11 protein-coding genes are annotated in these 12,903 nt (G+C 55.8%); all 11 read left to right on the forward strand.

All coding sequences use genetic code 11. The annotated features are described in order from the left end of the window. The first annotated feature begins 87 nt into the window (after positions 1 to 87). Positions 88 to 2,037 carry a DNA mismatch repair endonuclease MutL gene (gene mutL / locus COO59_RS07390; protein ID WP_103059168.1) on the forward strand — a complete coding sequence of 650 codons (1,950 nt, stop codon included), beginning with the start codon at positions 88 to 90 and terminating at the stop codon, positions 2,035 to 2,037. Beyond that, positions 2,030 to 2,980 (forward strand): tRNA (adenosine(37)-N6)-dimethylallyltransferase MiaA, encoded by a 951-nt coding sequence (miaA, locus tag COO59_RS07395; RefSeq protein WP_103059169.1) that lies wholly within the window; start codon positions 2,030 to 2,032, stop codon positions 2,978 to 2,980. The genes mutL and miaA overlap by 8 nt, the downstream gene beginning before the upstream one ends. A 102-nt stretch (positions 2,981 to 3,082) precedes the next feature. Next, complete coding sequence (hfq, locus tag COO59_RS07400; protein WP_103059170.1) at positions 3,083 to 3,394, forward strand: RNA chaperone Hfq; 312 nt, start codon at positions 3,083 to 3,085, stop codon at positions 3,392 to 3,394. A gap of 80 nt (positions 3,395 to 3,474) precedes the next feature. Continuing rightward, positions 3,475 to 4,755 carry a ribosome rescue GTPase HflX gene (gene hflX / locus COO59_RS07405; RefSeq protein ID WP_103059171.1) on the forward strand — a complete coding sequence of 427 codons (1,281 nt, stop codon included), beginning with the start codon at positions 3,475 to 3,477 and terminating at the stop codon, positions 4,753 to 4,755. Between the two features lie 68 nt (positions 4,756 to 4,823). Continuing rightward, positions 4,824 to 6,065 carry an FtsH protease activity modulator HflK gene (hflK, locus tag COO59_RS07410; protein ID WP_103059172.1) on the forward strand — a complete coding sequence of 414 codons (1,242 nt, stop codon included), beginning with the start codon at positions 4,824 to 4,826 and terminating at the stop codon, positions 6,063 to 6,065. 3 nt (positions 6,066 to 6,068) lie between these two features. Next, a complete protein-coding gene (hflC, locus tag COO59_RS07415) occupies positions 6,069 to 7,076 on the forward strand; it encodes a protease modulator HflC (RefSeq protein ID WP_103059173.1) in 1,008 nt (335 codons plus the stop codon). 220 nt (positions 7,077 to 7,296) lie between these two features. Next, positions 7,297 to 7,497, forward strand: a complete 201-nt coding sequence (locus tag COO59_RS07420) for a DUF2065 domain-containing protein (RefSeq protein WP_103059174.1) — start codon at positions 7,297 to 7,299, stop codon at positions 7,495 to 7,497. 156 nt (positions 7,498 to 7,653) lie between these two features. Then, entirely contained in the window at positions 7,654 to 8,952 is a 1,299-nt protein-coding gene (locus COO59_RS07425) for an adenylosuccinate synthase (protein WP_103059175.1), read from the forward strand. Between the two features lie 208 nt (positions 8,953 to 9,160). Next, positions 9,161 to 9,607 carry a nitric oxide-sensing transcriptional repressor NsrR gene (nsrR, locus tag COO59_RS07430; RefSeq protein ID WP_103059176.1) on the forward strand — a complete coding sequence of 149 codons (447 nt, stop codon included), beginning with the start codon at positions 9,161 to 9,163 and terminating at the stop codon, positions 9,605 to 9,607. A 16-nt stretch (positions 9,608 to 9,623) separates the two neighbouring features. Beyond that, a complete protein-coding gene (gene rnr / locus COO59_RS07435) occupies positions 9,624 to 12,056 on the forward strand; it encodes a ribonuclease R (RefSeq protein ID WP_103059177.1) in 2,433 nt (810 codons plus the stop codon). Between the two features lie 75 nt (positions 12,057 to 12,131). Beyond that, on the forward strand, positions 12,132 to 12,866 hold the full coding sequence (gene rlmB / locus COO59_RS07440; RefSeq protein ID WP_103059178.1) for a 23S rRNA (guanosine(2251)-2'-O)-methyltransferase RlmB: 735 nt from the start codon (positions 12,132 to 12,134) through the stop codon (positions 12,864 to 12,866). The last annotated feature ends 37 nt before the right edge of the window (positions 12,867 to 12,903 follow it).

The following is a 12,903-nucleotide window of genomic DNA, read 5'->3' on the forward strand; positions in this document are numbered from 1 at the left end:
GCCAGCCCGGTACGCCCTGCGCCGTTTGTTTCTCGCCAGCCTCTGCGGAGGCTGGCGCCATTGCCGCCAGATTAAGGATACTGCGCTATGCCCATTCAGATCCTGCCGCCTCAGTTGGCTAACCAGATTGCCGCCGGTGAAGTGGTCGAACGTCCTGCGTCGGTGGTTAAGGAACTGGTGGAGAACAGCCTTGATGCCGGCGCCACGCGCATTGATATTGATATAGAAAAAGGCGGCGCAAAGCTGATTCGCATACGTGATAACGGCTGCGGTATCGATAAAGCAGAACTGGCTATGGCGCTGGCGCGTCACGCCACCAGTAAAATCACCTCGCTGGATGATTTAGAAGCGATTATGAGCCTCGGCTTTCGCGGCGAGGCGCTGGCCAGTATTAGCTCCGTCTCACGCCTGACGTTAACCTCGCGCACCGCCGCTCAGAGTGAAGCCTGGCAGGCATATGCGGAAGGGCGGGATATGACGGTGACGGTAAAACCGGCAGCGCACCCGGTCGGCACGACGCTGGAGGTGCTCGATCTCTTTTACAATACGCCCGCCCGCCGTAAGTTCCTGCGTACCGAGAAAACCGAATTCACGCATATTGATGAAGTGGTGCGCCGTATTGCGCTGGCGCGCTTTGATATTGCCATTTCCCTGACGCATAACGGCAAACTGGTGCGTCAGTACCGTGCGGCGACGCAGGAAAGCCAGCAGCTGCGACGTCTGGGCGCGATTTGCGGCGCAACCTTTATGGAACATGCGCTGAAAATCGAGTGGCAGCATGGTGATTTGGTTCTGCGCGGCTGGGTCGCCGATCCGGCAGGCGCGCGTCAGGTAAGCGAGCTGCAATACTGTTATGTGAATGGCCGCATGATGCGCGATAAGCTGATCAATCATGCGATTCGCCAGGCCTACCAGGAAAAGATAAGCGGAGAACATCAGCCCGCGTATGTGCTTTATCTGCATATCGATCCGCACCAGGTGGATGTTAACGTGCATCCTGCCAAGCATGAGGTGCGTTTTCATCAGTCGCGGCTGGTACATGATTTTATCTATCAGGGCGTGATCTGCGCCTTACAGGAAAGCGGGGCGGAAAGCCTGCCGTTAACGGCGGTGTCGCAGCCGCGCTGGCAGCCGGAAAATCGTCCGGCGGCGGGTGGCAACCACTTTTCCACTCCGCCGCCCGCTGGGCCGGATGCGCTACGTCAGCCAACGCAGGATGCCGGCACGCCGTCGCCGCGTCAGTCTGATTCGCCTGCGGATCGCCAGTCCGGGCAGCCAGCAGGTTCCACTCCGCGCGCTTCCACCGCTGGAGGGACGGCGCGCGCGGCTGGCGTCGCATCGGGCTGGCCGCAGCAGCAGCCGGGTTATCAAAAACGTGAAGGCGCGCTTTATCAACAGCTGCTGCAAACGCCAGCGCTCCAGGCGGAGGAGGTAACGCCCGCCGCGCCGCGCGCTGCGGCCCAGGCACCGTTGCCCGCCCATAGCCAAAGCCTGGGACGGTTGTTAACCGTTCTGCATGATTGCTATGCGGTAGTTGAGCGCCAGGGCGGGCTGGCATTAGTCGCGTTGCCCGTCGCGGCGCGCTGGCTACGCCAGGCGCAGCTGGAACCGGGACCGGAAGGCCTGAAACCGCAGCCGTTATTGATTCCTGTGCGGTTAAAGTTAGCCCCGCCTGAGCGACAGGCGATGCAGCAGCAGGCCGAATTATTGCAGCAGTTCGGTATTGATTTGCAAAGCGATGGACAGCATGTGACTCTGCGCGCGGTGCCTTTACCATTGCGCCAACAAAATTTACAAAACTTGATTCCAGAACTGTTAGGCTATCTCGCCCGTCAGCAGGAAGCTTCTTCGGGCCAGCTTGCACAATGGCTGGCGCGTCAGGCTGAGGTAGAGCTTACGCCCTGGAATCACTCGCAGGCGATTGCACTGCTGGCGGAAGTCGAACGGCTCTGTCCGGTATTATTGAAATCGCCGCCTCCGGGTTTATTACAACCGATCGACACAGAAACGGCGTTAAGCGCTCTGAAGCATGAGTGAAAGTGAAATGGCGGGCCGGCCTAAGGCGATTTTTTTGATGGGGCCCACGGCTTCCGGTAAGACGGCGTTAGCGATATCGCTGCGTAAACAGCTGCCGGTCGAGCTGATTAGCGTAGATTCAGCTCTGATTTATCGTGGTATGGATATTGGCACTGCCAAGCCTGGTGCGGAAGAGCTGGCGTTGGCGCCTCATCGTCTGTTAGATATTCGCGATCCGTTGGAAGCCTACTCGGCTGCCGACTTTCGTCGCGATGCGCTGGCGGAAATGGCGGAAATCGTCGCAAAAGGGCGAATTCCGTTGCTTGTTGGTGGAACCATGCTCTATTTCAAAGCGTTACTGGAAGGATTGTCGCCGTTGCCCTCGGCTAATCCACAAGTGCGTGAACGAATAGAGCAAGCGGCGCGTGAACAGGGTTGGGACACTCTGCACCGTCAGTTATGTGAGATCGATCCCGTTGCTGGTGCTCGTATTCATCCGAATGATCCCCAGAGACTCTCGCGAGCACTGGAAGTTTTTTTCATTTCGGGTAAAACTTTAACGGAACTGACAAAAACTGCGGGTGAGGCCTTGCCTTACGATGTGGTTCAGTTTGCTATCGCTCCGGCGAGCCGTGAATTGTTGCATCAGCGTATTGCGTTACGTTTTGAGCAAATGCTGGCTTCAGGTTTTGAAGCGGAAGCGCGTGCGCTGTTTGCACGAGGAGATTTGCATACGGATTTGCCTTCCATTCGCTGTGTTGGTTATCGCCAGATGTGGTCATATCTTGAAGGCGAAATTAATTACGACGAAATGGTTTATCGGGGAGTTTGCGCCACCCGGCAACTCGCCAAGCGCCAGATTACCTGGCTAAGAGGCTGGCAGAATGTTCACTGGCTTGACAGCGAACATCCGGAGCTGGCTCTCGGCAAGGTATTACAGGTTCTTGGTGCGAACCTTGGGTGAATGTGTACAATTGAACCGTTATCGTGCGCAAATTTTTTTACGCAGTATTTAGAGCCGTAGGGTTCTCAGTAATAAACAACAAGCATATAAGGAAAAGATAGAATGGCTAAGGGGCAATCATTACAAGACCCGTTCCTGAACGCACTGCGTCGCGAGCGTGTTCCGGTTTCAATTTATTTGGTGAATGGTATCAAACTGCAAGGTCAAATTGAGTCTTTCGATCAGTTTGTTATTTTGTTGAAAAATACGGTAAGCCAGATGGTGTATAAGCACGCTATCTCCACCGTTGTCCCGTCTCGTGCAGTCTCCCACCATAGCAACAATGCGGGTGGCAGTAGCAACTATCATCACGGCGGCAATAATCAGGCAGCGCAATCGCAGCCACAACAGCAAGACGGTGACAGCGCTGAGTAAGCCTTATCATCGTTCTGCCAAAACGGGGATAGCATTAATGACCTTCCCCGTTTTGGTCAATCTATTAGAGAGGTTTAAGCTTGTTTGACCGTTATGATGCCGGTGAGCAGGCCGTACTGGTACACATCTGGTTCTCGCAAGACAAAGAGACGGAAGACCTGCAGGAATTTGAAACGCTGGTCTCTTCCTCAGGCGTCGAAGCGCTGCGCGTGATAACCGGTAGCCGCAAAGCGCCACATCCCAAATATTTTGTCGGTGAAGGTAAAGCTGTCGAAATCGCTGAAGCGGTGAAAGCCACCGGTGCGTCAGTGGTGTTATTCGATCATGCCTTATCTCCCGCTCAGGAACGTAACCTTGAGCGTCTGTGCGAATGCCGTGTGATCGACCGCACGGGATTGATCCTGGATATTTTTGCCCAGCGCGCCCGTACTCACGAAGGTAAATTACAGGTAGAGCTGGCTCAGCTTCGCCATCTCGCCACGCGTCTGGTTCGTGGCTGGACCCACCTTGAACGTCAAAAAGGGGGTATTGGCCTGCGCGGACCGGGTGAAACCCAGTTGGAAACTGACCGTCGGTTGCTGCGTAATCGCATCAGCCAGATTTTGTCGCGCCTGGAGCGCGTAGAAAAACAGCGCGAGCAGGGGCGTCAGGCGCGAGCCAAGGCGGATATTCCGACGGTTTCTTTAGTGGGCTATACCAACGCCGGAAAATCCACGCTGTTTAATAGCGTTACCTCTGCGAATGTTTACGCCGCCGACCAGCTATTCGCCACCCTCGACCCGACGCTGCGTCGTATTGACGTCGCCGACGTGGGGGAAGTGGTACTGGCCGATACGGTAGGCTTTATTCGTCATCTGCCGCATGACCTGGTCGCCGCGTTTAAAGCGACGCTGCAGGAAACGCGCCAGGCAACGCTGCTGCTGCATGTCATCGATGCCGCCGATGTGCGACTCGATGAAAATATCGAAGCGGTAGTGACCGTGCTGGAAGAGATCGAAGCCGATGAGATTCCTGCGCTGCAGGTAATGAACAAGATCGATATGCTGGACGGCTTTGAGCCGCGCATCGATCGCAACGATGAAAACCAACCGGTACGGGTCTGGCTCTCCGCCCAAACGGGCGCGGGATTGCCGCTGCTGTTTCAGGCGCTGACCGAACGGCTGTCCGGTGAAATCGTGCAGCATCAGCTGCGTCTGCCACCCGAACTGGGACGTCTGCGCAGCCGTTTTTATCAGCTGCAGGCGATTGAGAAAGAATGGAATGAAGAAGATGGCAGCGTAAGCCTGTTGATACGCATGCCAATTGTTGACTGGCGCCGCCTGTGTAAACAGGAGCCGACGCTGGTGGATTATATTGTTTGACTGATGTTGCCTGAGAGGCGTATCCCGGACTGGGATACCACCGCACACACAATAAATGGAGTATAAACATGGCGTGGAATCAGCCCGGGAATAACGGACAAGACCGCGACCCGTGGGGAAGCAGCAATAATCAAGGCGGCAACTCTGGGGGTAACAAAGGAGGACGCGATCAGGGACCTCCCGATCTCGACGATATCTTCCGTAAGCTGAGCAAAAAGCTTGGCGGTCTGGGCGGTGGCAACAAGGGCGGCGATCACTCACGCAGCTCAGGTAACGGCGGTAAGCTGGTTGGTATTGTAGTCGTGGCGGCCGTGGTTATCTGGGCCGCCAGCGGCTTCTATACCATTAAAGAAGCGGAACGTGGCGTGGTGACGCGCTTTGGTCAGTTCAGCCATCTGGTTGAGCCAGGCTTGAACTGGAAACCGACCTTTATCGATCAGGTTCGCGCCGTTAACGTTGAAGCGGTACGTGAACTGGCTGCTTCCGGCGTTATGTTAACGTCGGACGAAAACGTGGTCCGCGTAGAGATGAACGTGCAGTATCGCGTTACCGATCCGGAGCGCTATCTGTTTGCGGTGACCAGTGCCGATGACAGCCTGCGTCAGGCGACCGACAGCGCGCTGCGCGGCGTTATTGGCCGTTCCAGCATGGATCGTATTCTGACCGAAGGGCGTACCGTGGTGCGTAGCGAAACGCAGCGCGAAATCGATGAGACCATTCGTCCTTACAACATGGGTATTACCGTGCTGGACGTAAACTTCCAGGCGGCGCGTCCGCCAGAAGAAGTGAAGGCCGCGTTTGATGATGCGATTGCCGCCCGTGAAAACCGCGAGCAGTACGTACGCGAAGCGGAAGCCTATGCGAATGAGGTTCAGCCGCGTGCTAACGGTCAGGCGCAGCGTATTCTGGAAGAGGCGCGTGCGTATAAAGCTCGTACCGTTTTAGAAGCGCAGGGTGAAGTCGCGCGTTTCGCTAAGATCCTGCCGGAATATAAAGCCGCGCCGGAAATCACTAAACAACGTTTGTATATCGAAACCATGGAACGCGTGCTGAGCAATACGCGCAAGGTTTTGGTAAACAGTAATAACAATAACCTGATGGTGCTGCCGCTGGATCAGCTGATGCGCGGCGAGGGCGCAACCAGCTCCACCCGCAGCAGCCAGGAGAGCAGCAGCCTGATGCGTCTGCCGCCAGCTGCAGGCAGCAACGATCGCGCCAGCAGCGGTTCGTCGTTCTCGCAGGACGACATTATGCAAAGCCGCCGTGCTAACGCACTGCGCAATGACACCCAGCGCGAAGGGAGAGAGTAAGCGATGCGTAAGCCATTAATCGTATTAATTATCGTTGTGCTGGTGGTGCTTTACGCGTCATTGTTTGTGGTACAGGAAGGTGAGCGCGGGATCGTGCTGCGTTTCGGCAAAGTTCTGCGCGATGATGAAAACAAGCCGCTGGTCTTTGCGCCGGGCCTGCATTTCAAGATTCCATTCCTGGAATCGGTTAAAACGCTCGACGCGCGTATCCAGACGATGGATAACCAGGCCGATCGCTTTGTGACCAAAGAGAAAAAGGATCTGATTGTGGATTCTTATATTAAATGGCGCATCAGCGACTTCAGCCGTTACTACCTGGCAACCGGCGGCGGCGACGTTTCGCAGGCCGAGGTATTGCTGAAGCGTAAATTCAGCGACCGCCTGCGTTCTGAAATGGGCCGTCTCGATGTGAAAGACATTGTGACCGATTCGCGTGGGCGTTTGACCACCGACGTGCGCGATGCGCTGAACACCGGCAGCGCCGGACGTGACGATGAAGTACAGACGCCGGCGGCGGATGATGCTATTGCTCATGCCGCAGCGCGTGTAGAACGCGAAACCAAAAGCAGCGAGCCATCAATTAACCCGAACAGCATGGCTGCATTAGGTATTGAGGTGGTAGATGTGCGTATTAAGCAGATCAACCTGCCAACTGAGGTTTCAGATGCCATTTACAACCGTATGCGTGCCGAGCGTGAAGCGGTAGCGCGTAGCCAGCGTTCGCAGGGTCAGGAAGAGGCGGAAAAACTGCGTGCTCAGGCGGATTATCAGGTAACCCGCACCCTGGCGGAAGCGCAGCGTGAAGGGTTGATCACGCGTGGTGAAGGCGATGCCGAAACGGCCAGGCTGTTTGCCGATGCGTTTAGTCAGGACCCCGGCTTCTATGCCTTTATCCGTAGCCTGCGCGCCTACGAAAAAAGCTTTAATAGCAATCAGGATGTGATGGTGTTAAGCCCGGACAGCGATTTCTTCCGTTATATGAAATCGCCTGGCGGCGCCACAACCCGCTAAGCCTGTGAACAGAGCCGACATGATGTCGGCTCTTTTTTTCTTTGCGTGTAAGGTTTGTCACGAGCGCGGGTTATCGTTGATTAATTTCCTGAACGCCACCGGCTAAAGGCGTGATATATCCCGTCACGCTTTTTACTTCCGCTTCAGCCAACCCCGTATTTACTGATTCTGTGCCAGTGTGCATAATCGCCTGCTTCTGCCCGTTTGCTATTGAGAAATAATGAATACGACCATATGGATGGCGCTGGCGTTAGTGCTGGTATTAGAAGGCCTTGGGCCGATGCTATGGCCGCGTGTTTGGCGGCGTATGATCCTGGCGATGACACAATTACCGGATCGTCTGTTGCATCGTTTCGGCGGTGGGATTGTGGTCGCCGGTGCGGTGGTCTACTACATGTTGAGTGTTCACGGCGGCAGCTGATGCCATATCCAGGAAAGGCTTCTGACAGAGCCAAAATGGCAGGGAATGCCTGACGTAATCATCCGCAAAAAACTGCGCAATCGTATGCTAAAAGTGCTGAAAGTGAAAAATCATGGTGGTAGAATCCATTTTTAAGCAATCGGTGGTTTCAAAAAAATGGGTAAGAACGTTGTCGTACTGGGCACCCAATGGGGTGACGAAGGCAAAGGTAAGATTGTTGACCTTCTGACAGAGCGCGCTAAATACGTTGTGCGCTATCAAGGCGGCCATAATGCGGGTCATACGCTTGTCATCAACGGTGAAAAAACCGTTCTCCACTTAATTCCCTCTGGTATCCTGCGTGAAAACGTCACCAGCATCATCGGCAACGGTGTTGTGCTGTCTCCGGCTGCGCTGATGAAAGAGATGAAAGGGCTGGAAGAACGTGGCGTCCCGGTACGTGAACGTCTGTTACTTTCTGAAGCCTGCCCGCTCATCCTGCAATACCATGTTGCGATGGACCAGGCGCGCGAAAAAGCGCGCGGCGCGAAGGCGATCGGCACCACCGGTCGCGGCATCGGTCCCGCTTATGAAGATAAAGTTGCCCGTCGCGGCCTGCGCGTAGGCGATCTGTTTAATAAAGAGACCTTCGCCGCGAAGCTGAAAGAGATCGTTGATTTCTATAACTTCCAGCTGGTGCATTACTACAAAACAGACGCGGTCGACTATGACACCGTGCTGAAAGATGTGCTGGAAGTCGCTGATATTCTGACCGGCATGGTGGTTGATGTTTCCGATCTGCTGGATAACGCGCGCAAGCGTGGCGATCTGATTATGTTTGAAGGCGCTCAGGGTACGCTGCTGGATATCGATCACGGTACCTATCCGTACGTGACCTCTTCCAACACTACCGCAGGCGGCGTAGCCACCGGCTCCGGTATTGGCCCGCGCTACGTGGACTATGTGCTGGGTATTATCAAAGCCTATTCAACCCGCGTCGGCGCAGGTCCGTTCCCGACCGAGCTGTTTGATGAAACCGGGGAATTCCTGTGTGAAAAAGGCAACGAGTTCGGCGCCACCACCGGACGTCGTCGCCGTACCGGCTGGCTGGACGTGGTTGCCGTGCGCCGTGCGGTGCAGATTAACTCGCTGTCTGGCTTCTGCATGACCAAACTGGACGTGCTGGACGGCCTGAAAGAAGTTAAAATCTGCACGGGCTACCGTATGCCGGACGGTCGTGAAGTCACGACAACGCCGCTGGCAGCAGAAGGCTGGGAAGGCATTGAGCCGATCTATGAAACCCTGCCGGGCTGGAGCGAAAGCACTTTTGGCGCGAAATCCGTTGACGCGCTGCCGCAGGCGGCACGTGATTATATCAAACGTGTTGAAGAGCTGACGGACGTACCGGTGGATATTATTTCTACCGGCCCGGATCGCAGCGAAACGATGATCCTGCGTCATCCGTTTGACGCCTGATTATGCAAAAGGCCGGACGCTGTCCGGCCTTTATCTTCTGGCTTACTGCAGACGCACCGCGCTTTATTCCCGTCCTTTTTGCTTACCGCTTTTCCCTGCAATCCGGCTTGCTTAAAAAATTGCCCTGAATCTTATGGGCTGGTTTATCATCATTAGATAATAATTATGCTAAACGGATGAAATACACCGGAAATTCACCGAGGTTATTGTGCAACTGACGAGTTTTACCGATTTTGGCCTGCGTGCGCTGATTTACATGGCGTCGTTACCGGCCGGACAGATGACTAATATTACTCAGGTTACCGACACCTACGGCGTGTCACGTAATCATATGGTCAAAATCATTAACCAGCTGAGTCGTCTGGGCTATGTGGCCGCCGTCCGTGGTAAAAACGGCGGCATTCGCCTCGGAAAACCCGCTACAGAAATTATTGTTGGGCATGTTGTCCGGCAAATGGAGCCGCTACAGCTGGTGAATTGCGATGCTTGCGCCATCACGCCCGCCTGCCGTCTACGTCAGGCGCTGAATGCCGCCACCGAACAATTTCTGCGTGAGCTGGACAACTACACGTTGGCCGACCTGGTGAAGGATAACCATCCGCTTTATAAAATTTTGTTGCCGGAGCCTGGAATACCCACGCTGACCGGCTACTGACAACGGAGGAGCCGCTATGTCAAAAGATCCTTTTCAGGAAAGAGAAGCTGAAAAATACGAAAATCCTATTCCCAGTCGCGAATTTATCCTCGCCCATTTAGAAAAACGTGAAAAACCGGCCAGCCGTGAAGAGCTGGCTGCTGAAATGAATATCAGTGGCGAAGAGCAGCTTGAAGCGCTGCGCCGCCGCCTGCGCGCCATGGAACGTGATGGCCAGCTGGTGTTCACCCGTCGTCAATGTTATGTCCTGCCCGAACGTCTCGATCTGCTGCGCGGTAAAGTCATTGGTCATCGCGATGGCTACGGCTTCCTGCGCGTTGAAGGGCAAAAGGACGATCTTTATCTCTCCGCCGAGCAGATGAAGTTCTGCATGCATGGTGACGTAATTCTGGCGCAGCCGCTGGGCGCCGATCGTAAAGGTCGCCGTGAGGCGCGCGTAGTACGCGTGCTTGAGCCGCGTAACAGCCAGATTGTCGGGCGCTACTTTACCGAAGCCGGCGTTGGCTTCGTGGTGCCGGATGACAGCCGTCTGAGCTTTGATATTCTGATCCCGCCAGAAGAGATCATGAATGCGCGCATGGGCTTTGTGGTGGTGGTGGAGCTGGTACAGCGTCCGACGCGTCGCACCAAGGCTATTGGTAAGATTATCGAAGTGCTGGGCGACAATATGGGCACCGGTCTGGCGGTCGATATGGCGCTGCGCACGCACGAAATTCCTCACGTCTGGCCGGCTGAAGTGGAAGAGCAGGTCGCTAAGCTGCGTGAAGAAGTACCGGAAGAAGCGAAGCAGGGGCGCGTTGATTTACGCCAGCTGCCGCTGGTCACCATCGACGGCGAAGACGCCCGCGACTTTGACGATGCCGTGTACTGTGAGAAAAAACGCGGCGGCGGCTGGCGCCTGTGGGTCGCAATTGCCGACGTCAGCTATTACGTACGTCCCGGTACGCCGCTGGACAACGAAGCGCATAACCGCGGCACCTCGGTTTATTTCCCGTCGCAGGTCGTCCCGATGCTGCCGGAAGTGCTCTCTAACGGCCTTTGTTCACTGAACCCGCAGGTGGATCGTCTGTGCATGGTCTGCGAAATGACCATCTCCGCCAGCGGCAAGCTGACCGGCTATAAGCACTATGAAGCGGTGATGAATTCCCATGCGCGCCTGACTTACACCAAAGTCTGGTCGATTTTGCAGGGCAACCCGGAACTGCGCGAACAGTATGCGCCGCTGGTTAACCATCTCGAAGAGCTGCATCGTATGTATCAGGTGCTGGAAAAAGCACGTGAGCAGCGCGGCGGCATCTCTTTCGAGACGGAAGAGGCCAAGTTTATTTTCAATGCCGAGCGCCGTATTGAGCGCGTGGAACGTACCGTACGCAATGATGCGCATAAGCTGATTGAAGAGTGCATGATCCTCGCCAACATCGCCTCGGCGCGTTTTGTTGAGAAACATAACGAGCCTGCGCTGTTCCGCGATCACGATCGCCCCAGCGATGAAAGCATTAAAAGTTTCCGCTCGGTACTGGCCGAACTGGGCCTGTCGCTGCCGGGCGGCAACAAGCCGCAGCCGCTGGACTATGCCGAACTGCTGGAAACCATCGCCGATCGTCCCGATCACGAAATGCTGCAAACCATGCTGCTGCGCTCCATGAAGCAGGCGGTTTATGATCCGGAAAACCGTGGTCACTTCGGCCTGGCGCTGGCCTCCTATGCGCACTTTACGTCGCCGATCCGCCGCTATCCCGATCTGTTGCTGCACCGGGCGATTAAGTATCTGCTGGCGCAACAGCAGGGTACGCTGCAGGGCAACAGCACGCCCACCGGCGGCTATCACTATGAAATGCAGCAGATGCTGCAGCTGGGCCTGCACTGTTCATTAACCGAACGCCGTGCCGATGAAGCCACGCGTGACGTGGCTGACTGGCTGAAGTGTGACTTTATGCAGGATCAGGTTGGTAATACCTTTACCGGCGTGATTGCCAGCGTAACCGGCTTTGGTTTCTTCGTCCGTCTGAACGATCTGTTTATCGATGGACTGGTGCATGTGTCCACGCTGGATAATGATTATTACCGCTTTGACGCCGTAGGGCAGCGGCTGATTGGCGAATCGGGCGGACGCACCTACCGTCTCGGCGACACCGTTGAAGTACGCGTAGAGGCGGTACATATGGACGAGCGTAAAATCGACTTTGCGCTGATTTCCAGCCAGCGCGGCCCGCGCAACGAAGGCAAAACCGCGCGCGATAAGGCGAAGAAAGGCGTCTCCGGTAGCCATAACAAGCGCCGCCGTGAAATGCGTAAAAACGCCAATTTCGAGCCGGATGCAGCGTTCCGCGGCGAAAAGAAAACCGCGAAGCCTAAAGGCGAGAAAAAAGCGCAAAAACCGTCGGAAAAAACGCGTAAAATCGCCGCCGCAACCAAAGCAAAGCGTGCAGCGAAGAAAAAAGAGGCATAAGCGGTAACAGGTGAACCCTGTCGCGCCGCGGGCCAAAGGGCGGCAGGGCCGCCCGTAACCAGCATCGGATAAAACATGAGTGAAGTAATTTTCGGCATTCACGCCGTACAGGCGCTTTTAGAGCGCGATCCGCAACGTTTCCAACAGGTCTGGATCCTGAAAGGCCGCGACGATCGCCGTCTGCAGCCGCTGATTTCTGCGCTGGAAGCGCAGGGGATTATGGTTCAGGTTGCTACGCGCCAGTGGCTCGACAGTAAAACAGAAGGCGCGGTGCATCAGGGCATCGTGGCGCAGGTCAAACCGGGAAGGCAATATCAGGAAGGCGATCTGCCGGATCTGCTGGCGTCGATCGAATCGCCGCTGCTGTTGATCCTGGATGGCGTCACCGATCCTCATAACCTTGGCGCCTGCCTGCGCAGCGCGGATGCCGCTGGCGTTCATGCGGTTATCGTCCCGAAAGATCGCTCGGCGCAGCTTAACGCGACGGCGAAAAAGGTCGCCTGCGGCGCGGCGGAAAACGTCCCGCTGATTCGGGTTACCAACCTGGCGCGCACCATGCGCCTGCTGCAGGAGTACCATGTCTGGATTATCGGCACTGCGGGTGAAGCGACCCATGAAATATGGGAAAGCAAAATGGCCGGCCCGCTGGCGTTGGTGATGGGTGCTGAAGGCGAAGGCATGCGCCGTCTGACGCGCGAGCACTGCGATGATTTGATTAAACTGCCGATGGCGGGCAGCGTCTCTTCGCTGAACGTTTCGGTGGCGACCGGTATCTGCCTGTTTGAAGCGGTGCGGCAGCGTCGCGGCTGATATAGCAGGGGCGTGATGAGCGCCCCGAATATCCTCT

This window comes from Mixta theicola (assembly GCF_002895925.1).
GTDB lineage: Bacteria > Pseudomonadota > Gammaproteobacteria > Enterobacterales > Enterobacteriaceae > Mixta > Mixta theicola.

Excerpts from the sequence above, each read along its gene's own strand:
- rlmB (WP_103059178.1), top strand. The coding sequence starts at position 12,132 with ATGAGTGAAGTAATTTTCGGCATTCACGCCGTACAGGCGCTTTTAGAG.
- hflK (WP_103059172.1), top strand. The coding sequence starts at position 4,824 with ATGGCGTGGAATCAGCCCGGGAATAACGGACAAGACCGCGACCCGTGG.
- hflC (WP_103059173.1), top strand. The coding sequence starts at position 6,069 with ATGCGTAAGCCATTAATCGTATTAATTATCGTTGTGCTGGTGGTGCTT.
- rnr (WP_103059177.1), top strand. The coding sequence starts at position 9,624 with ATGTCAAAAGATCCTTTTCAGGAAAGAGAAGCTGAAAAATACGAAAAT.
- miaA (WP_103059169.1), top strand. The coding sequence starts at position 2,030 with ATGAGTGAAAGTGAAATGGCGGGCCGGCCTAAGGCGATTTTTTTGATG.
- COO59_RS07425 (WP_103059175.1), top strand. The coding sequence starts at position 7,654 with ATGGGTAAGAACGTTGTCGTACTGGGCACCCAATGGGGTGACGAAGGC.
- hfq (WP_103059170.1), top strand. The coding sequence starts at position 3,083 with ATGGCTAAGGGGCAATCATTACAAGACCCGTTCCTGAACGCACTGCGT.
- mutL (WP_103059168.1), top strand. The coding sequence starts at position 88 with ATGCCCATTCAGATCCTGCCGCCTCAGTTGGCTAACCAGATTGCCGCC.
- COO59_RS07420 (WP_103059174.1), top strand. The coding sequence starts at position 7,297 with ATGAATACGACCATATGGATGGCGCTGGCGTTAGTGCTGGTATTAGAA.